This window comes from Corynebacterium sp. TUM25015, assembly GCF_056393505.1.
On the sequence record NZ_CM150783.1, the window covers coordinates 1899155 to 1919084 of the forward strand.

Sequence of the window (19930 nt, forward strand, 5' to 3'; positions counted from 1 at the left end):
GTGATGGGCGTGTTCGCACATAGGTATCTCGTTTCTGAAAACTACGTATGTTCATAAATGGTTTTGACGAACGAAACTTTAGACTCGCCCCGTGGAAAAATGTGATGGTTTTCATACTTTAAGCAAACATTTACCTCAATCTAAGTTCTTTTGGGGGTGCAAGCGCCCCAAAAGATCGAGTTCTTCCCCTACCCCACTCGCTGCTAAAATCAACCTTTTCGAGCCATATAAACATGGGCATTCCAGGTTTCTCCGGCAAGCAAGACGGGTGATTTTTAACAATGACGGACGCGAAAGGGCCGACTTCCTCATCTCATAAGGGGCGCCCCCGTCGACGTCCACGCAAGCGACGTCCGAAGTTTGTCCGCACGATCCCGCCGATCACCTACCCCGACCTTCCTGTCTCGGAACGCCGCGCGGACATCATAAAGGCCATTGAGGAAAACCAGGTGGTCATCATCGCCGGTGAAACCGGTTCGGGTAAGACCACGCAGATTCCGAAGATGTGTCTAGAGATCGGCCGCGGCCGCACCAAGGTCATCGGCCACACCCAGCCGCGTCGCATTGCGGCTCGTAGCGTAGCCGAACGCATCGCCGAGGAACTCGACCAGACAATCGGCGAGGATTCTTCCCTGGTCGGTTACAAAATCCGCTTCGACGACACAATTTCCAAGCACACCGCGGTCAAACTCATGACAGACGGCGTGTTGCTCAACGAGATCCAGCGCGACCGGCTACTCCGCGAATACGACACAATCATCGTGGACGAGGCACACGAGCGCAGCCTCAATATCGACTTCCTTCTCGGCTACCTCAAGCAGCTTCTGCCGAAGCGACCGGATCTAAAGGTGATCATCACCTCGGCCACGATCGACCCGGAAAGCTTCGCCAAGCACTTTGCTGACGCCGACGGCTCCCCCGCGCCCATCATCGAAGTCTCTGGCCGCACCTATCCCGTAGAGATTCGCTATCGCCCCCTGATCACCGAGCGCGAAAACCCGAAGACAGGCGAAATCACGGAAGTCGAGACCGACCCCTTGGACGGAATCGTGGCGGCGTGCAAGGAGCTAATGCGCGCCGGCGACGGCGACATTCTTTGCTTCTTCTCCGGCGAGCGCGAAATTCGGGATGCTGCTGAAGCCTTAGAAGGTGAATTCGCCGGAGCCTCAGGGGCACGCAAGGTGGATGTGCTGCCGTTGTTCGGCCGTTTGTCGAATGCAGAACAGCATCGAGTCTTCCGTACCGGCCCGCGCCGCCGCATCGTCCTGGCGACCAATATCGCGGAAACCTCCCTGACTGTGCCGGGTATTCATTACGTGGTGGATACCGGTTTTGCACGTATCTCCCGCTACTCCCACCGCACAAAAGTACAGCGCTTGCCGGTGGAGCCCATCAGCCAGGCCAGCGCCAAGCAACGCTCGGGTCGCTCGGGTCGAATTGCCGACGGCATCGCGATTCGTTTGTACTCCGAGGAGGATTTCGAGGCTCGTCCGGCGTTCACGGATCCGGAAATCCTGCGCACTCACCTTTCCAGCGTCATCCTGTCGATGGCCGCCCTTGGGTTGGGTGATATTCAACGCTTCCCATTCCTTCAAGCACCCGATAATAAGTCGATCCGGGACGGTGTAGCACTACTCCAGGAGCTTGGAGCGTTGGCGTCAACAAAGGAAGCAACGCTAACAGACATCGGCCGGGACATGGCGCGTATCCCCACCGATCCGCGACTAGCCCGCATGCTGGTTGCGGGGCATGCGCAGAACATCATTGAGACGATCGCGGTTATTATCTCCGCACTGTCGATTCAGGACGTGCGCGAAAGACCTTTGGAAAAGCAGCAACAGGCCGACGAAATGCACGCGCGTTTCAAAGCAAACTCCGACTTTATTAGCCTGCTGAAGCTGTGGAACTACCTGCAACAGCAACGTCAGGATCTCTCGGCCAATAAGTTTAGAAAGCTGTGTCAGCGCGAGTTCATTCACTATGTTCGCGTGCGCGAATGGATGGATCTGGTGCGCCAAATGCTCTCCGTCGTGCAAGATCTCGGCTGGAAGATTCCGAATATTCGCCATGTGCGCGAGCTCGTCTTTGAGCCGGAAGCCATCGACGAGGATCTGGTTCACCAGGCAGTTCTTACCGGCCTGATCACCCACGTGGGAATGCGGGAGGGAAATTCCAAACAGTTCACCGGCACTCGCGGCTCACATTTCGTCGTGCACCCCTCCTCGCATGTGTCAAAGAAGCCCCCACAGTGGCTTATGGCCGCTGAACTGGTGGAAACGTCGCAGGTCTTTGCCCGCACAGTGGGGCCGATTGACCCCAGCTGGATCGAATCAATTGCTCCACACATGGTGAAGTACAACTACTCCGAGCCGGTGTGGTCGTCCTCGCGGGGTGCGGCGATGGTGCATGAAAAGGTTCTGCTTTTGGGCCTACCCATTGTCGCGGACAGGATGGTTAATGCCTCCAAGGTGGACCGGCCTTTGGCCCGCGAGCTTTTTATCCGCCATGCCCTCGTGGAGGGAGATTGGAAGACTCGCCACCACTTTTTCTCCCACAACCAAAACCTGCTGGCCGAAGCTACTGATCTGGAGGATAAGGCTCGTCGTCGCGATATCGTTGTCGACGATCAAGCTCTTTTTGATTTTTATGACGCCCGCTTGCCCGAGAAGATCGTCTCCTCTCGACATTTCGATTCTTGGTGGAAGAAAACTCGCCACAAGGATCCACACCAGTTGGACTTCACCCTTGAGGCGCTAATCGACTCGCAGGAGGCTGCCAAGGCCGCCGACGAGTTTCCTGATGCGTGGCGCCAGGGGAGCTTGGAGTTCGAGCTATCCTATGTGTTCTTGCCGGGAGACCCCGACGATGGAATAACCATGCGCGTACCCCTGCCGCTGCTGGCGAATGTCTCCGAACCCGAAACACGCTGGCTGGTCGCCGGTATGCGTGAGGAACTCGCGGTCGCACTGATCCGCTCCTTGCCGAAGCCACTGCGCACCAGCGTCGTGCCAGCCAGCAATTTTGCTGCCGCTGCCCTTAAGAAGATGGTTCCCTTCGACGGCGAGTTTGGTTTTGCACTTGCAGAGGCTTTACGCGAATTAGGAGGCCGGGGCATCACGGCTCAGGACTTCGATTGGAACCGAGTCCCGGAGCACTTGCGTATGCAATTTGCCGCCATTGACCGGCGGGGAAAGGTGATCGAGAAGTCTCGTGACCTGCAATATCTCCAGAACAAACTTTCTGGCCAGGTCACTTCTGCGATTGCTCAGGCGGCAGCTCGGACGAAGCCTGCAGCTCCCAGCGATGCTGCACAGCATTCACCTCAACGACAAAAGAAGCGTGGCGGCACGTCGAGCGGTGTGCTGGCTACCGCCGAGGCATGGACAGTGGACGGCATCGGGGTGCTTCCCGAGACAGTGGAAACGGTGGTCGACGGGCAAACTCTGCACACCTATCCCGCTATCGTCGCTTCACACAGTGGCGTGACATTGAAAGCCTTCCCCACCAAGCAGGCTGCGGATGGGCAGCAGTTTACGACCGTGCTGAACATGATGGTCAACGCTTGTTCGGTGTCCCCAAAGCAAATGATTAAGGGCTTGCCGCTACGTCAACGCGTGGCTATGGAGCAGATCGACGGGGGCGTCGATGGGCTAGTCAGCGATGTGGTGGCTCTGGCCTGCCGAGACATGCTTATGAAGCTGGGGCCTGTGGTGCGCGACCCAGAAAAGTGCGAAGAGGTGGTGGGTGTAGCTCGCTCTCAAGGGCCCGGGCGCGTGCGACAATACGTGGTAGCCCTAGCACCCGCTGTGCTGGCCGTTGCGGACATGTCAGCGGAATTGAAGGGTTGGTCGGGAGATGCCATCGAAGATATGCGCAGTCAACTCGATTTCTTCCTGGGCAAGCATGCCATCGCCCGCAATGGCATTGAGCACATGCGCCATGTTCCGCGCTATGTGGAGGCCATGCGCGCTCGATTGGAAATGATGAAGACGGATCCAGACAAGGAAGAGGATCTGGACGAAGAGGTTCAAGAGGCTTTTGATCTCTTGGAAAAGACGAAGAAGCGGCTCCCAACGGCGAGGGCTGCCTCCCCACAGATCAAGGAGGTGCGCTGGATGATCGAGGAGTTTCGAGTCAGCCTCTTTGCGCAGAACCTAGGCACAGCGCATTCGGTATCCCTGCAGCGTATCCGTAAGAAATTGGAGAAGATCCGTTAGCTGTCGTCGCCTTCAGACACTTCAGGATGCTGGGCTAGAGACTGGCGGTGGGCACGCAGCGATTCGATTTCCTGCTCGAAGTCTTCGGCACAGTTAAAAGACTTATACACGGAGGCGAAACGGAGATAAGCCACCTCGTCCAAGGTTCGGAGTGGATCCAAGATCGCCAGGCCGATCTGGTTTGCGGGTACTTGGGAACCATGTGTCACTCGGACGGCTTGTTCCACCTCGTGTGCCAGACGCTTTAATGCGTCGTCGGAGACATCGCGCCCCTGACATGCCCGACGCACGCCCTTGATAACCTTTTCTCTACTGAATTCCTCGGTCACGCCATTGCGCTTCACTACCAACAGAACAGACCTTTCAATAGTGGTGAAGCGGGTCTGGCATTGACTGCATTCGCGACGACGTCGGATAGAAACACCCATCTCAATGGATCGCGAATCAACAACGCGGGATGAATCTGAGCTACAGGAGGGGCACAACACCCTTCTCAGCTTAGTCGCCCCTCCCCCGACGCAGAAGCTGAACTATGGGATGAGAAGAGGCGCAAACCCAAGCAGCGTGGACATCACTCCAAGGGAGACCGCAGTTCCACCAGGCGAGTGAATGATTCGCTCCGTTCGTGCGCGAACTCTATCTACCCACCCCATTTGATTGTCGAACAGGCATTCGTTTGCGCCGGAGATGCGATCCATCTTGCGGCGCGGAATCGAACGCGCAACAGGTGCAGAAGAATACCCAAAGGTGTTCGAATTACCCCTAGAATCCAGTGCTTCCCAATTAGGCTTAAGAACTTGAGGCCTACGCGGTGGCGCAACCCGATCATCAGGAAGCACACGGACATGCGATGCAGACTGGACAGTAGTTGCGGGACGGATGATCGAGGTGGTCATGTGGCTACTCCTTTACAATGCGACGTAAGGCTAATCAGCAAAGCCTCTTAGCGCCTACGTCTTATTCCCTTGGCTGTTACCCTAGTGAACCATTCACGCCCGACAGGGAACTTCAAAAATTCTGATTTCTAGATCATCTGTTCGAATCTCGAACACAGTACAGAATTTAGCACGCATGTTCGAACATGTCTAGACAAATCTAAACTTTTTCGAACACATATACTAGAAATGCGTTCTATTTCGGGTAGTGTGGAAGCAGATCGCGAAATACCGATAAAGAGACCCCGCCGGAATGAGGTATAACCGTGTCCACCGACCAACCCACCGAAAGTCCTTCCCCTCGCCCCAAGCTTGGGCGTCCTCCGAAGTCCGAGGCTGACAAGCGTGCGGAGAAGCAAGCTCAGAAGGACGGCAAGAAGCCAGCCCTAAGCACTCGCCAGCGCCGCATTCTCGAAGTCATTCGCGATTCGACGGTCATCCGCGGTTACCCGCCAAGTATTCGCGAAATTGCCGATGCTGTAGGACTGCACTCGACGTCATCGGTTTCTTATCATCTCACCCAGCTGGAGAAGCGCGGACATCTACGCCGCGATGGCAAGCGACCTCGCGCGGTTGATGTGCGCTCCTTCGACGGTGGGCAGCTCCCAGCCCAGACTAAACCCACGCCGCAAGCAGCTACTCCGCCCCCGACTTCCGACGACGGAGAGCTCATGCCAGAGGCCACCTACGTCCCGGTTGTGGGGCAGATCGCCGCTGGCGCCCCGATCCTTGCAGAGCAAAATGTTGAGGCTCACTTCCCACTACCACAGGAGTTGGTAGGTAACGGAGAGCTCTTCTTGTTGCAGGTCGTGGGCGAGTCTATGCATGATGCCGGCATCTTCAACGGAGACTGGGTCGTGGTTCGCTCCCAGGCCGTCGCCGAGTTCGGCGATTTCGTCGCCGCCATGATCGACGGTGAGGCGACCGTAAAGGAGTTCCAAAAGGATGCCGACGGGCTGTGGCTTATCCCCCACAACCCCCTGTTCGAACCTATTCCTGCCGAAGAGGCGACCATCCTGGGTAAGGTCGCAGCGGTTTTGCGCAAGATTTAGCTCCCCCCCTATTGGTTCTGACGCCGCCGTCTCCGACCCACTTGGCACTAAAGTAGCGCCTATGGAATCAGCAGAACGGCGCCGTCAAATAGCCTCCCTCACCGCCATTCACGGCAGGGTTACTGTGAATGAACTGGCGGAGAAGTTCGGCGTCACCGCGGAAACAATTCGCCGCGACCTCGCGATTCTCTCTGACGGCGGTGAGCTCTTCCGCATCCACGGCGGAGCGGTTCCGGCACAGAATTTCCGTACAGACTTCACCACTCTTGCCACACGTTCAAAGGCATCTCTCGGAGCCAAGCGAGCAATCGCCAAAGCTGCAGTAACACTCCTTCCGGAAACAGGCAGCACCATCTTCATCGATGCAGGCACCACCACGGGCGTCTTTGCCGAGGCCATCGCCGAAGCCAATGCCACCAACGATCCCAAGCTGATGGCACCGAAGCTCAATATCGTCACGAACTCTTTCTTTATTGCCACCACATTGGCGGAATCCCCCCGTTGCGATGTCCAACTAATCGGTGGGCACGTCCGCGCCCTGTCTCAGGCTGTCGTTGGCGACCTTGCCACCCGCGCGCTCGGCGTCCTCCATGCCGATGTTGCATTCATTGGAACCAATGCCCTTACTATCGTTCACGGGCTATCCACTCCCGATGCCCAAGAAGGAGCAATCAAGCGCTCTATGGTGGCAAACTCCGACCGCGTGGTCGCACTGTGCGATTCCACGAAGTTTGGCCTGGACTACCTGGTGAGCTTCGCAACTATCCAGGACATCAGTGCCGTCGTGACCGACGAGGACGCTCCACAGCCCTACGTTTCCGAGCTGCGCAATCTCGGTATCGACGTCAGCTTTGGCAGCTAGTCTGCGGCTCTGAACTCCTGCAACTCCCCTGCCACTACATTCGGCAAACGAACCTCTAGTTTCGTTCCCTCTGCGTCATAGTCCTCTGCAATTACCGTTCCCAGTTCGTGGACTTTGGCCACGATATCGCCGCGGTGAAAAGGCACGTGCAACGTGACATGGGAATCCAGGGAATTCAGGAACAACTCCAGCTGAGCCTCCAGCTCGGCAATCCCTTCACCTGTTTTCGCCGATACAAAGACGGCATCCGGCACTCGGTGACGTAGTTCGGCGAGCACCAGTGGATCCGCGGTATCGATCTTGTTCACCACCAGAATTTCCGGTGGCGCCTCCTGTCCGGATTCCTCGACGATCCCGCCGATCACTGTGTTCACAGCCTTGATCTGCTCCAGTGGGAAAGGATCGGAACCATCCACAACGTGCAAAACCACGTCGGCTGCCAGAACCTCCTCCAAGGTCGAGCGGAAAGCTTCAACCAACTGCGTGGGGAGGTGACGCACGAATCCAACCGTGTCGCTAAAAACCACGGACCGACCATCAGCCAGGTTTGCCCGCCTGGTGGTCGGATCCAGGGTGGCAAATAGTGCGTCTTCTACCAGTACTCCCGCACCCGTCAATGCGTTGATGAGCGAAGACTTACCAGCATTGGTGTACCCGGCGATCGCGATCTGCGGAATCGCAGAAGAATCGCGTCGCTCGCGCTTTACCTCTCGAGAGGTTTTCATTGCAGCAATTTCTTTGCGCAGCTTCGCCATCTCGGAGCGCAGGCGGCGACGGTCGGCTTCGATCTTCGTCTCACCGGGACCGCGCAGACCTACACCGCCATTGGAGCCAGCGCGTCCACCGGCCTGGCGGGAAAGCGCACCACCCCAACCACGAACGCGCGTAATGAGGTACTCCATTTGCGCAAGCGCTACCTGTGCCTTGCCCTCTTTGGACTTCGCGTGCTGGGCAAAGATATCGAGGATCAACATGGTGCGGTCAATAACTTTGACGTCGAGCGCCTTTTCCAGCGCGATCATTTGGCCGGGGCTCAACTCACCATCGCAGACGACGGTATCAGCGCCGGTCTCCAATACGACAGCCTTCAGTTCCTCGACCTTGCCGCGCCCGATATAGGTGCCAGAATCCGGCTTGTCGCGCCGCTGGTACAGCATCTCCGTCACCTCGGAGCCCGCTGTTTCTGCCAGTGCGCGCAGCTCCTCTAGGTTCGCTTCCACCTGCGCAATCGTGCCAGAGGTCCACACGCCGACCAGCACGACTTTCTCCAGTCTGAGCTTTCGGTACTCAACGTCGTAGCCGTCCGATTGCTCGTCGGTGTAGGTGCTTACGCCGCGGGAAAGCCGCCGCAGGCTAGAGCGTGCTTCGAGATCGAGCTCGCCGACTGTCGGGTCAGGTGTAGGGGCGAAGGAGTGTGTAGTGTGTTCGGTCTGTTCCGTCATTAAGGACTATTTTTACCTGTCAGGGGCACTAAATAGGAAATTTGGTGCAGCGGACTAGAGTGGTTTGCATGATTCCTGAACTTCGCAGCATTGGCATGGATTTCCCGAAGTGGCAAGAAGCGCTGGAGGCCGCCTACGGCTCCGGCAGCCTCGGTGTATCAGGCGAGGTTCGCGGCGGCCAGGTTCTGCAGTTCGATGACCCCTCAGGCGCCCGCATGGTCGTCCTGGCCGTCGAGCCCTTCGGCTCCTTCGCCAGCTACTCCGGCGGGGCTGCCACCACTGCTCACCTCTCGATGCTGAATGACATCATCGGAGTACTCGATGTGGTTGACGACAGTCCGATGTTGCAGATCGCTGGGCAGCAAGCTCCCACTATCTCTTCCCTTACAGCAACGATCGCTCAGGGCCCGTTACTTGTGGACGCCCCTTCGTTGGAGTACCACCAGTTCCAGATTGGGGCTTTAGCTAGCTCCGTCCGGGTCTACGCAGATTCCACGGAGTTTGCCAAGGACGGCGGCCTCAAGGTCGGCGTGGTCGATTCAAGCGGCCTCAAAGACATCAATTCCCCGGCTACGCCTCCTCACGCAACGGCGGAGATTGCTGTTGAAGCTTCCCAATGGGTCAAGAAGGTCAATGCGTTGACCGAGCAAGAGTTCTGGACTGCCACTGTGAGCTCGCCTTTTGAATTCACCGTCGTGCTACCAGCAGATGCCGTGGGCAAGGACATAAACCCCGCCAGCGCCACGTCACCGCTGATCGTCGCAGGTACCGTGCAGTTCACCGCCAGCACAGTCGATGCCGCTGGGTGTGGCGGAGCCTGTGGCTCCGGCAGCTGTGGCTGCGGAGGCCACTAAAGGATCGTCTGGCCCCACGCCACGATCGCCGCAGGGCCGCGTAGCACGGATCCTTCCGCGGAGATCTCTACCTGCACTTCACCGCCTGGAACGTGCACGATCACGGTACCGGTGGCCCGTTCGGCGTCGGCAAGGGCAGCCACAGCGGCAGCGACAGTTCCGGTTCCACACGAGCGAGTCTCTCCTACCCCGCGTTCGTGAACGCGCATGTGCACTGCTCCCGCATCGTCCAGCGGAGTGAGCACCTCTAGGTTCACGCCGTTCGGGAAGAACTCTGGGTCGAACTGCACTCGCTGTTCGATCGGCAGCTCTCTAAGCATCTGCGCTGTCAGGTTCGGCACCACAGCGGCTAAGTGTGGATTGCCCATATCCACTCCGAGTCCCGCAACCTTCACTTCGCCTACCTGCGCGGTGGACACACCCAATACCTCCGGGGAGCCCATCTCCACGCTCACAATGGCGTGTTCCTGTTTTTCGCCGCTAACTTCATGCACCTCTACGAGCTTGCGGCCGGCGCGAGTGCCAATACCGAACTGCTCACCGGCCTGTACCTTTCCCTGAGAGCACAGCACATGGGCAAAGACTCGCACTCCATTACCGCACATCTCGGCCAGGGAACCGTCGGTGTTGCGATAATCCATAAACCATTCCTCGCCTTTTACACCCTCCGGAAGTGCATCCAGCACACCCGCACCAATGAGTGCGTCTCCAGTGGCTATGCGGATCACCCCATCACCGCCAATTCCGGCTCGCCGATCGGCGAGCTGTCGAACACGATTCTCCGTGAGATCCACCTCGACGGACTCATCCATGAGGACAACGAAGTCGTTTTCCGTGCCGTGGGCTTTAAAAAAGTCGATCATGCAGAACACTCCTTATTAGCTGCTCATTCCCAATGCCTCGGTGGCTTCGCGGACGGGGTCGGGAGAAAAGGCGTCAATCCAAAAAATTCTTTGATCCCTACGGAACCAGGAACGCTGCCGTCGAGCATAGCGCCGGGTGCCAGTGATGGTTCGCTCGATGGCCTCCTCTAAGGTGAGCTCGCCGGAGAAATAGTCCAAAACCTGGGCATAACCGATAGCCTGTCCGGCTGTGGACTCGCGAATCAGCCCCTCGCCGACCAGCGATCGAACCTCTTCCACCAGCCCGTGGTCAAACATCTGGCGCACGCGCAACTCGATGCGGGGATTAAGCCATTCAGCGGGGGCATTCAACCCCAGCAGGCGCATGTTCCACCGGGGCACCGAGTCCTTCGGAGGCTGGGAAGCAGCAAAAGGTTTGCCCGTAAGTTCGATGACCTCCAAGGCGCGGACCGTGCGTCGCGGATCGTTGTCTTCGATAACGCGGGCCGCCTCGGGATCTATCGTCGCGAGGTGTTGATGCATAGCGGCGACGCCACGTTCATCCAAACGGCGCTGCCATTTTTCACGCACAACCGGATCCGTCGGCGGGAAGTCCCACTCGTCTACCAATGCCTGTACATACATCATGGATCCACCGACGATGACGGGTGTTTTTCCCCGGGACAGAATATCTTCCACCGTCTCGATTGCCCCCGCCCGGTACTCCGCCACACTCGCAGGTTTAGTGACCGGCCAGATATCCAGTTGATGGTGCGGAATCCCCTGTCGCTCTTCCACTGGAACCTTTGCGGTACCAATGTCCATCCCCCGGTACAGCTGCATAGAGTCGATGTTCACCACCTCCCCGTCCAGCTGCTGTGCAAGGTCCAAGGAGATTGCCGTTTTGCCGGAAGCAGTGGGGCCGACGACGGCTACAGGACGGGCAACAGGACGGATCTGAGTAGAAGAACTCATAGAAACATAGTGTAGCGCTGCGGCTGGTGTAATAATTGCTTCATTGCCTTCAATGTAGGCGATTGGCATGTTTTGGTTTTAGGTAGGAGTATTCCCGCATGACTGACCCCACGAATTCGCGTCCGGTTCCCAAGCCCGGCCCAAAGCCTGGCCCGAAGCCTGGTCTGCAGGTAACTCAGCCTGGGCGTGTCACCATCCCCAAGAACGATCCGGCGAAGTTCGGCCGCGTGGATCAGGATGGTGTGGCGTGGGTAAAGACCGCCGACGGTGAACGCCAGATTGGTGAGTATAAGGCAGGCACTCCGCAGGAGGGGCTGGCGCACTTCGGCGCCCGATACGATGACCTCAGCACCGAGGTCAAAATGCTTGAGGCTCGTCTGGAAAGCCACCCGGAACAGGCTCAGACCATTCGCCATGACGCGAAGATCCTGCAGCAGTCGCTCAGCACTGCCGCAGTCATCGGGGATATTCCGGCGCTCGATGCACGCCTGGAAAAAATTTCACAGCGCACCGAGACCGCGGAACAGCAGGTTGCAGAAGCTAAGCAGCAGCGCCGCGATTCCGCCCTGGCGCAAAAAGAAGAGCTGCTCGGCGAGGTCGAGAGCATTGCCGCGGCGGATCCGACCACTGTGAATTGGAAGCGCAGCGGTGAGCGCATCCGCGCCATCGTTGAGCAATGGCGCGGCATCAAGGGCGTCGAGCGCTCCACCGATGACGAACTATGGAAGCGATTCTCCAAGGCTCGCTCCGAATTCAATCGCAATCGCCAGGCGCATTTCGATCAGCTGGACCGCAATCGCGAGCGAGCACGGCTGAAGAAGGAAGAACTCATTGAGCAGGCTGAGGCGCTACAGGATTCCACGGAGTGGGGTGCGACCAGCGCCAAGTTCCGGGAGCTCATGAGCCAATGGAAAGCCGCTGGCCGTGCACCCCGCGACGTCGACGATCAGTTATGGGAGCGTTTCCGCAAGGCTCAGGACGTATTCTTCGCCGCCCGTAAGGCCGACAGTGCCGAGCGCGACAAAGAATTCGAGGCAAACGCGGAAGCCAAGCAGTCGCTCATCGACGAGTATTCCCCCAAGATCGATCCGCAGGCTCACGGTCTAGACAAAGCTCGCAAGGTTCTCCACGAACTACAGGAGAAGTGGGAGCAGATCGGCTACGTTCCCCGCGGTCGCGTCCGCGAGTTTGAGGACAAGATCAAGTCCCTCGAATCGCGCGTAGAGGAGGCCGCGGATGCCGAATGGCGTCGCACCGACCCGGAGGCACAGGCGCGCGTAGCACAGTTCCAGGCGAAGGCCGACCAGTTCAACCGCGAGGCCGAGGAAGCCGACAAGGCTGGCAAGTCTGCCAAGGCGGAAAAGCTCCGCGGCCAAGCTGCCCAGTGGCAGGAGTGGGCAGACACTGCTGCCGCTGCCTTAGAGGATTAGTCTTCCTGCCCAGATTCCCGCGCGGATTCTTGTTCGGCCTTGCGCTGGCGGCGAGCCTTCGCGCGGGCACGTCGATCATCCACGATGACTGCATCCTCGCGTTCTTCAATTCCCATGCGCAACCGCTGCTGTGCGAGACGGGATTCCTCGTCCTTGTGAGCTTCCTCACGGCGAGCTGCTGCCAAAGCTCGCTGTAGCGGGTTCTTCTGAAACACCACCGCGGATAGTGCAATAAACAGTACCGTCAGGCCAAGCAGACTAAACAGCAATGGCACAGCCGGCCCCTCGCCAGATACAGTTGGCGGCTGGGTTTGGCGGACCCACACCGCAAACACGTTGTACCACCAGGCAACGCCAGCAAAAGCCCAGTTAGCCCATGCCACCAGCCACGACTTCGAAACGATCGTGCCGATGGTCAGCAATATGGCGGTCAGGCGCAGCCAGGAGAAAATAATCTCCGGCATTGCCGTCTGCTCATTCTGCGCCACCGGGGTGCTAAAAAGCACGTCGAAGCCGCGCGCCTCGCCTGCGTGAGGCAGGAAGATCGTTACGAGTGGCACAGCGAAACCAAAGATGATCATGGGCAGGTAGCTTCCCAATACCACTCGCCCTGCGATCCGACGTTCCGCACCGCGCAAGTCGTCGCGGTACTGCGCCAGCTCATCCACCTGCTCTGGTGTGTTCGAGCTTTCGTTTTGGCTACTCACAGCCGCATCCTCCCGTGTTGCATCCGCCCGCTGTTGTCGGCTCGGGCTTCTTCAGACTCGGCATTCCTAGTCCGACGCCCACCGGCGCCGTCGTCGGAGTTTCGCCGAGCTCCGTCATATCCCCTGCCCGGGTGCGCCTATGGTTCGCTACTCCGCCGTCGGCGATGAGGAAGTGCGGCGCGGCGTCACTAATAACGACTTCCACAACGTCACCGGCACGAATATCACCCTCAGGGGTGAAGTGCACGAGTCGACCATCGCGGGCACGGCCCGAGCGACGGTGAGTGCGGTCATTCTTGCGTCCATCGGCTTGCACAAGCAGCTCTTGTGTAGTGCCAATTAGCTTGCGGTTTTCCTCTTCGCTGATGCGCTCCTGCAGCGCGAGCAGGCGCTCGTAGCGGTCTTGTACAACTGCCTTGGGCACCTGGTTCTCCATCTCTGCAGCTGGAGTTCCAGGGCGCGGGGAGTATTGGAAGGTAAATGCACTGGAGAACCGCGCCTTTTCAACCACGTCCATGGTGGCCTGGAAGTCCTCCTCAGTTTCCCCTGGGAAGCCAACGATGATGTCGGTGGTGATCGCGGCATGTGGGATTCGTTCGCGCACTTTATCCAGGATTGCCAGGAACTTCTTGGATCGGTACGAGCGCTTCATGTCCTTCAACACCTTGTCCGAGCCGGATTGCAGCGGCATGTGCAGCTGCGGGCATACTACCGGGGTCTCGGCCATGGCATCGATGACATCATCGGTGAACTCGGCTGGGTGAGGGCTAGTAAAGCGTAGGCGTTCGAGCCCTTCGATCTCTCCGCAGGCGCGCAGCAGCTTGGAGAATGCGGTGCGGTCGCGCTCGAGGGTCTCGTCGGCAAAGTTAACGCCATAAGCATTGACGTTTTGACCGAGCAGTGTAACTTCACTTACGCCCTGGTCCACGAGAGCCTTAACCTCTGCGAGGATCTCCCCCGGACGGCGATCCTGCTCCTTGCCACGCAGTGAGGGAACGATGCAGAAAGTACAGGTGTTGTTGCAGCCCACGGAGACTGATACCCACCCGGCATAAGCGGACTCGCGCTTAGCGGGCAGCACAGAGGGGAATTCTTCCAGCGAGTCGAAAATCTCGACCTCTGCCTTGTGATTGTGCGCGGAACGCTCCAGCAGGGTCGGCAGCGATCCCAGGTTATGGGTGCCGAATACTACGTCTACCCACGGGGCTTTCTCCACGACGGTTTGCTTGTCCTTTTGCGCCATGCAGCCGCCAACCGCAATCTGCATCCCCGGATGCTCGTCCTTAATGGCTTTCATCTGGCCGAGCGTGCCGTAGAGCCGTTTGTCTGCGTTTTCGCGGACGGCGCAGGTATTAAACACCACCACGTCCGGCGTTGCGCCCTCGTCTGCGGGGACGTATCCCGAGTCCTCCAGCAGTCCGGATAGCCGCTCGGAATCGTGGACGTTCATCTGGCAGCCAAAAGTGCGCACTTCGTAGGTGCGAGGCTGGCTCGTTTGCGTCTGAATCGTCTGAGTCACGTGGATTACCCTACCCCTTTGATCACTGCGATTACGAAAGGGCAGATGCTCGCTTGGCGACGCCGCGCTACAGGTCCGCCACTCGGGCATCCAGCGCGTGGCGCGCAAACTGCAGAGCTAGGCCTTCCGGAAACCCTCGCCTGGCCGCCACCCCGACCACACGGCGCAGTGCCTTGTCGTATTCCTTGCGATCTGCGGGCGGGTGTTTGATGGTGGCCGCCTTCTTCGTCACTAGTTCCTGCAAGATCTGTTCCTGGGAGTCATCGTCTACCTGATCCAGCGCTTCCTCGATAACAGCGGGGGCAATACCCTTGCGCTGCAGCTCTCGGCGCAGCACAGCGACGGACTTTTTCTGATTTCTCTCCCGCTGGCGCACCCATTCGCAAGCGAAGGCAGCATCGTCGAGCATGCGGCTTTCGGTACAGCGGCGGATGACCTCCTCTACGCCCTCAGGCTCGAAGTCAGCATCCAGCAGTCGACGTCGTAGCTCCTCAGTAGATCTGGCTCGGTGGTTTATTAGGCGAACAGCCTTGGCTTTGATCGGCGCAAGTCTTTCCTCTTCCGCGGCATCTACCAATCCCCCGCCTTCGCTGGGCGAATAGTTGGCAATTGCCTGCCGTAGGGCATCGATCTTCTGTTCGCGCTCGCTACTCTTCGCCGTCATCGTCGAAATTCGGGCTCAGTTCGATCGGCTTATCTTCATCCAACTGCTCGTCGGTAGCACCTTCGCCCGACTCGTCCTTCATTTTCGCGTACGGGCCAATCTTCAACTCGCGGGCGATGCGATCTTCCAACTCGGCCGAAAGATCCGGGTTGTTCTTCAAGAACTCACGGGCCTTCTCCTTGCCCTGGCCCAGTTGGTCTCCGTCATAGGTAAACCAAGACCCGGACTTCTTGATCAATCCGGTCTCCACGCCTAGGTCAATGATCGAGCCCTCGCGCGAAATACCCTCACCGTAGAGGATGTCGAACTCTGCAATCTTAAATGGCGGCGAAACCTTGTTCTTCACGATCTTCAAACGGGTGCGGTTACCCACTACGTCCTGGCCGTCCTTTAGCGCCTGGATCCGGCGAATGTCACAGCGTACGGAAGCGTAGAACTTCAGGGCCTTACCGCCGGTGGTGGTCTCCGGGGAGCCGAACATAACGCCGATCTTCTCGCGTAGCTGGTTGATAAAGATCGCCGTCGTGCCTGTCTGGTATAGCGCACCGGTCATCTTGCGCAGCGCCTGGCTCATAAGGCGAGCCTGCAAGCCGACGTGAGAATCGCCCATCTCGCCATCGATCTCCGCCTTGGGCGTCAATGCCGCTACCGAGTCCACAACAATAATGTCGATCGCGCCGGAGCGGATCAGCATATCCGCAATCTCCAGCGCTTGTTCGCCAGTATCCGGCTGCGATACCAGCAGCGCGTCAGTATCTACACCTAGAGCGCGGGCATATTCCGGGTCGAGCGCATGCTCAGCATCGACGAAAGCCGCAATGCCGCCTGCACGCTGTGCCTCCGCAATCGCATGCAGCGCCACGGTCGTCTTACCGGAGGACTCTGGGCCATAGATCTCAACCACGCGACCACGCGGAAATCCACCGATACCCAGAGCCGCATTAATAGCGATATTGCCGGAGGAGATCGCCTGAATCGGCGGGCGGGTATCGTCGCCCAGACGCATGATGGCGCCTTTACCGAAATCCTTTTCGATCTGCGCCATTGCAAGCTCCAGAGCCTTAGACCGATCCTTCCCCGCCGCGGCAGTCTGCTTCTTCTTCGGTGGCATAGAGTTGCTACTCCTTACATCTGCTGTGTCTAGATTGCCTTGTTTTATTTGCGCATCCTGCGCTTCTTGCGTGATAGCTACCATCTTCTTTGCACCCCCGATCCCCTTAGACCGAGGGTGCTTCGAAAAGGTTCATAGATAGTTGTACTCGACCATGCGGACAACCATCGTTCCGACACACACCCTACACGAACCTTTGTTCGATTGTTTAATCAATTGCCCTAGCGACTCACAACGTAGGCGTCAATAAGAAACAACCAGCAACACTAGATATCCTCACCTAAACGGCGCTCTTCCGGAACATCGAAGTCCTCACATAAAGCAATCCATATATCGCGCAGATCATACCCCTGTTCGATTAGCGCTGCGGGCGTATCCCCCAGGGAACTCAGCACATGGGTATCTGCGATAAAGGCGCGGAAGCTATCGCCGAATTCCCCCTCGGTTAGTCGGTCAAACTCTGTTCTGCGCATAGCTCCCCAATCTACACCCCCGTCCCCCCACACTTCTTGAACAGCGTTCAAGTCTGAACGCAATACCGATTAATATGGCATTTATGTCAACCTCCGAAACTACAAAATTCAAAGCGGTAGACCTCGCATACATCGCTGTTTTCGCCGCACTTATCATCGTCCTCGGTGGCGTACAGTTTCCCGTCGGTATCTCCGGCGTACCTATCGTTCTCCAAAACATGGGTATCGTCCTCGCCTCTCTCATTCTCGGCTTCTGGCGCGGCGGCCTGGCCACCACCCTGTTCATCGCCGTCGGCTTCGTTGGTGTTCCCAACATGGCCGGATGGAAACCCGCCGCAGCTGCCGTCGCCGGCCCCACTGTCGGATACATCGTCGGCTACGTCATCGCCGCCTTCGTAATCGGCCTTATTGCCCAATACGCGCCGCGCAACTCTAAGGGCCGCGCCACAGTGTTCTTCCTTGCTGGCATCGTAGGCGTGATCATCCAATACATCTGCGGTACCGTCGGCCTCATGGTTCGCCTCGATTACGGCCTCGGCACCGCGCTCGCTACCAATGGCCCGTTCATCCCCGGAGACCTAATCAAGGTAACGCTAGCCGTCGCCATAGCCCTGGCTGTGACCAAGGCAGTCCCCGACCTGCTGCCGACCAAGCGCAAGGCCTAAAATGCCCGTCATTGAGTTTGACCAGGTGGGCGTCACTTTCGACGGCACCGCAGGTCAACGTACCGTTCTGCACGACATCACCCTGACATTAAGCGAACGACGCATCGGCATTATCGGCTCCAATGGTTCCGGAAAATCCACGCTAGTCCGGCTCATTAATGGCCTGGCCGATCCAACAACCGGACAGGTTCTCGTCGATGGCCTCAATGTCACCAAACGCGGACGCCAGGTGCGCAAGAAGGTCGGTTTTGTATTTAGCGACGCCGACAACCAGATCATCATGCCGACGGTTGCCGAAGATATCGCGTTTTCGCTGCGTACGATCTCCAAGAACGGCCGCGAGCGAAGCGAAAAAGTCGAGGCAATGCTGCATGACATGGGACTGGAGCACCTGGCTGATGCCTCGCCACACTTTCTCTCCGGCGGTGAAAAGCAATTGCTAGCTCTCGCTTCCGTACTGATCGTCGAGCCGGAGCTGGTGATTGCTGACGAACCCACGACTCTGCTCGACCTCGGCAATAGGCGCATGATCGCCGCCACCCTGGCTAATCTCCCACAGCAGCTGATTGTGGTTTCCCACGATTTGGAGCTTTTGGAGGATATGGAACGAGTGCTATGGATCGATGAGGGGACGGTACGCGGGGATGGACCTGCGGACAAAGTTATCGCCGACTACGTGGCCAGTTTCGGCGGATAGAGGCACAATCGATGGCAAAATCACTGCACATCCATGTGCCACTATCCGTCTATCACCCTGGGAACTCCCCAGTTCACCGCGCACCTGCGGGCTTAAAAATTTTTTTGCTGCTCATTTTCCTGGTCGGCAGTGCCATCTGGGCTACCGAGCTATGGCAAGCCACAGTGGTCGCGGGCATCACGGCACTGTGCTTTCTGGTGGCGCAGATTCCCTTCAAACTCGTGCTGCGACAGCTTGTTGCACCGTCGCTGCTGCTGGTCGCCTTCGCGCTATTGCTGTGGTGGCAACGTGACTTCTCCACAGCGCTGACCTATTTTGTCGTGATCCTCTCCGCAGTATCGATGGCCACGCTTCTAACATTGACCACGACCATCGTGGCACTCATGGACGCGGTGGAAGCAGGACTTCGCCCATTGGGCCGGATTGGCCTGCCGGTGGAAACTATCAGCCTTCTCATGGCGCTGACTATCCGCCTCATTCCCTTGACCGCTCTAACGGTCAACGAAGTGTTAGACGCAAGAAAAGCACGGGGCGCATCGCGCTCCGTGCTGGCCTTCGGCGTGCCGGTGATAGTCCGCAGCCTCTTGCGCGCCCGCCGTCTAGGCGAGGCACTGAAATCCCGTGGGGTGGGTAACTAGCTCTCGCCACGTAGCTGACGCATACGTTCGGCGACAGCGTCCTGGCTGACGGCCCCTGCCTGTGGCTGGGCCTGTTCAATGGCTTGCGGCTGCTTCTGGCCGCTATTCATCTCCGCGCGAATCTGCTCCAGACGGGAATGACCCGCCATCTGGATACCTGCACGCTCTACCTCAGCCATACGTCCCTGAACGGAGTTCTGTGCGAGTTCGGACTGTCCGAGGGCATTGGCATAACGGCGCTCAATCTTCTCGCGCACCTGATCCAGGTTCGGGGTGCCATTGGCAGCAACGGCATCCATCGACTTCAGGGAGTCAGCGACCTTTTCCTGCATCTTGGCCTGCTCCAGCTGGCTTAGCAGCTTAGTACGCTCCGCCGCCTTTTGCTGCAGCTGCATGGAGTTACGCTCAACCGCCTGCTTGGCCTGTGCCGCCTGCTGCAAGGACTGATCGTGCAAGCTCTTCAGATCCTCTACCGACTGCTCGGCGGTCACCAGCTGGGCCGCAAAAGCCTCGGCAGCATTCTCGTACTCCGTTGCCTTCTGCTCATCGCCCTGCGAGCGAGCCTTATCGGCCAGGTTCAGCGCTTGCTTGGTGTTAGCCTGCAGCTTCTCAACTTCCTCGAGCTGGCGGTTCAGCTTCATCTCCAGCTGACGCTGGTTTCCAATCACCGCAGCGGCCTGTTGGGAAAGAGCCTGGTGCTGCTTTTGTGCTTCGGCAATGGCCTGTTCGATCTGAATCTTCGGATCGGCGTTCTCTTCGATCTTGTTGTCAAAGAGTGCCATCAGGTACTTCCACGCCTTCACAAACGGATTAGCCATAGGGGTTCTGGCTCCTTTTAAGGGGTTTA

General features: G+C 58.1%; 18 protein-coding genes. 8 read left to right on the top strand and 10 right to left on the bottom strand.

The annotated features are described in order from the left end of the window. The first annotated feature begins 281 nt into the window (after positions 1 to 281). Entirely contained in the window at positions 282 to 4217 is a 3936-nt protein-coding gene (gene hrpA, locus AC06DS_RS08625) for an ATP-dependent RNA helicase HrpA (protein WP_477100527.1), read from the top strand. Here the strand turns inward: hrpA and nrdR are convergent. Continuing rightward, on the bottom strand, positions 4214 to 4705 hold the full coding sequence (gene nrdR / locus AC06DS_RS08630) for a transcriptional regulator NrdR (RefSeq protein WP_477100528.1): 492 nt from the start codon (positions 4703 to 4705) through the stop codon (positions 4214 to 4216). The genes hrpA and nrdR overlap by 4 nt on opposite strands. Before the next feature lie 713 nt (positions 4706 to 5418). On the opposite strand from nrdR, the gene lexA reads away from it, so the two are divergent. Continuing rightward, the gene (gene lexA, locus AC06DS_RS08635) at positions 5419 to 6204 is read left to right on the top strand and encodes a transcriptional repressor LexA (protein ID WP_477100529.1); all 786 of its coding nucleotides are present in this window, start codon (positions 5419 to 5421) and stop codon (positions 6202 to 6204) included. A gap of 61 nt (positions 6205 to 6265) precedes the next feature. Further along, entirely contained in the window at positions 6266 to 7066 is an 801-nt protein-coding gene (locus tag AC06DS_RS08640; RefSeq protein WP_477100530.1) for a DeoR/GlpR family DNA-binding transcription regulator, read from the top strand. On the opposite strand, the gene hflX is transcribed toward AC06DS_RS08640, so the two are convergent. Next, positions 7063 to 8508, bottom strand: coding sequence for a GTPase HflX (gene hflX, locus AC06DS_RS08645; protein WP_477100531.1), 1446 nt, complete (start codon positions 8506 to 8508; stop codon positions 7063 to 7065). The genes AC06DS_RS08640 and hflX overlap by 4 nt on opposite strands. Before the next feature lie 68 nt (positions 8509 to 8576). Here hflX and AC06DS_RS08650 point away from each other — a divergent pair, with 68 nt between their 5' ends. Beyond that, positions 8577 to 9362 carry a hypothetical protein gene (locus AC06DS_RS08650; protein WP_477100532.1) on the top strand — a complete coding sequence of 262 codons (786 nt, stop codon included), beginning with the start codon at positions 8577 to 8579 and terminating at the stop codon, positions 9360 to 9362. On the opposite strand, the gene dapF is transcribed toward AC06DS_RS08650, so the two are convergent. Next, on the bottom strand, positions 9359 to 10225 hold the full coding sequence (gene dapF / locus AC06DS_RS08655) for a diaminopimelate epimerase (protein ID WP_477100533.1): 867 nt from the start codon (positions 10223 to 10225) through the stop codon (positions 9359 to 9361). The two genes, AC06DS_RS08650 and dapF, sit on opposite strands and share 4 nt — an antisense overlap. A gap of 15 nt (positions 10226 to 10240) precedes the next feature. Further along, entirely contained in the window at positions 10241 to 11179 is a 939-nt protein-coding gene (gene miaA, locus AC06DS_RS08660) for a tRNA (adenosine(37)-N6)-dimethylallyltransferase MiaA (protein WP_477100534.1), read from the bottom strand. Positions 11180 to 11277: 98 nt separating this feature from the next. Between miaA and AC06DS_RS08665 the strand changes: the two genes are divergently transcribed. Next, the gene (locus AC06DS_RS08665; RefSeq protein ID WP_477100535.1) at positions 11278 to 12609 is read left to right on the top strand and encodes a DUF349 domain-containing protein; all 1332 of its coding nucleotides are present in this window, start codon (positions 11278 to 11280) and stop codon (positions 12607 to 12609) included. Here the strand turns inward: AC06DS_RS08665 and AC06DS_RS08670 are convergent. The 5 genes from AC06DS_RS08670 to AC06DS_RS08690 all read right to left on the bottom strand — a co-directional run bounded on the left by AC06DS_RS08670 (position 12606) and on the right by AC06DS_RS08690 (position 17083). Then, positions 12606 to 13316 carry an Rv2732c family membrane protein gene (locus AC06DS_RS08670; protein ID WP_477100536.1) on the bottom strand — a complete coding sequence of 237 codons (711 nt, stop codon included), beginning with the start codon at positions 13314 to 13316 and terminating at the stop codon, positions 12606 to 12608. The genes AC06DS_RS08665 and AC06DS_RS08670 overlap by 4 nt on opposite strands. Then, positions 13309 to 14835, bottom strand: a complete 1527-nt coding sequence (gene miaB, locus AC06DS_RS08675) for a tRNA (N6-isopentenyl adenosine(37)-C2)-methylthiotransferase MiaB (protein ID WP_293790201.1) — start codon at positions 14833 to 14835, stop codon at positions 13309 to 13311. Before miaB ends, AC06DS_RS08670 begins: the two co-directional genes overlap by 8 nt. 67 nt (positions 14836 to 14902) lie before the next feature. Further along, positions 14903 to 15499, bottom strand: a complete 597-nt coding sequence (recX, locus tag AC06DS_RS08680; protein WP_448308251.1) for a recombination regulator RecX — start codon at positions 15497 to 15499, stop codon at positions 14903 to 14905. After that, the gene (recA, locus tag AC06DS_RS08685; protein ID WP_473963215.1) at positions 15483 to 16610 is read right to left on the bottom strand and encodes a recombinase RecA; all 1128 of its coding nucleotides are present in this window, start codon (positions 16608 to 16610) and stop codon (positions 15483 to 15485) included. Before recA ends, recX begins: the two co-directional genes overlap by 17 nt. A gap of 266 nt (positions 16611 to 16876) precedes the next feature. Continuing rightward, positions 16877 to 17083 carry a DUF3046 domain-containing protein gene (locus AC06DS_RS08690; RefSeq protein ID WP_477100537.1) on the bottom strand — a complete coding sequence of 69 codons (207 nt, stop codon included), beginning with the start codon at positions 17081 to 17083 and terminating at the stop codon, positions 16877 to 16879. A gap of 74 nt (positions 17084 to 17157) precedes the next feature. On the opposite strand from AC06DS_RS08690, the gene AC06DS_RS08695 reads away from it, so the two are divergent. Genes AC06DS_RS08695 through AC06DS_RS08705 form a run of 3 tightly spaced genes read left to right on the top strand, consistent with a single transcriptional unit; the run spans position 17158 to position 19083 of the window. Beyond that, a complete protein-coding gene (locus tag AC06DS_RS08695; protein WP_293790189.1) occupies positions 17158 to 17748 on the top strand; it encodes a biotin transporter BioY in 591 nt (196 codons plus the stop codon). Between the two features lies 1 nt (position 17749). Continuing rightward, the gene (locus AC06DS_RS08700) at positions 17750 to 18445 is read left to right on the top strand and encodes an energy-coupling factor ABC transporter ATP-binding protein (protein WP_293790186.1); all 696 of its coding nucleotides are present in this window, start codon (positions 17750 to 17752) and stop codon (positions 18443 to 18445) included. A gap of 11 nt (positions 18446 to 18456) precedes the next feature. Further along, positions 18457 to 19083, top strand: coding sequence for a CbiQ family ECF transporter T component (locus AC06DS_RS08705; protein ID WP_477100538.1), 627 nt, complete (start codon positions 18457 to 18459; stop codon positions 19081 to 19083). Here the strand turns inward: AC06DS_RS08705 and AC06DS_RS08710 are convergent. Then, positions 19080 to 19901 (bottom strand): PspA/IM30 family protein, encoded by an 822-nt coding sequence (locus AC06DS_RS08710; RefSeq protein WP_293790180.1) that lies wholly within the window; start codon positions 19899 to 19901, stop codon positions 19080 to 19082. The two genes, AC06DS_RS08705 and AC06DS_RS08710, sit on opposite strands and share 4 nt — an antisense overlap. Between the last annotated feature and the right edge of the window lie 29 nt (positions 19902 to 19930).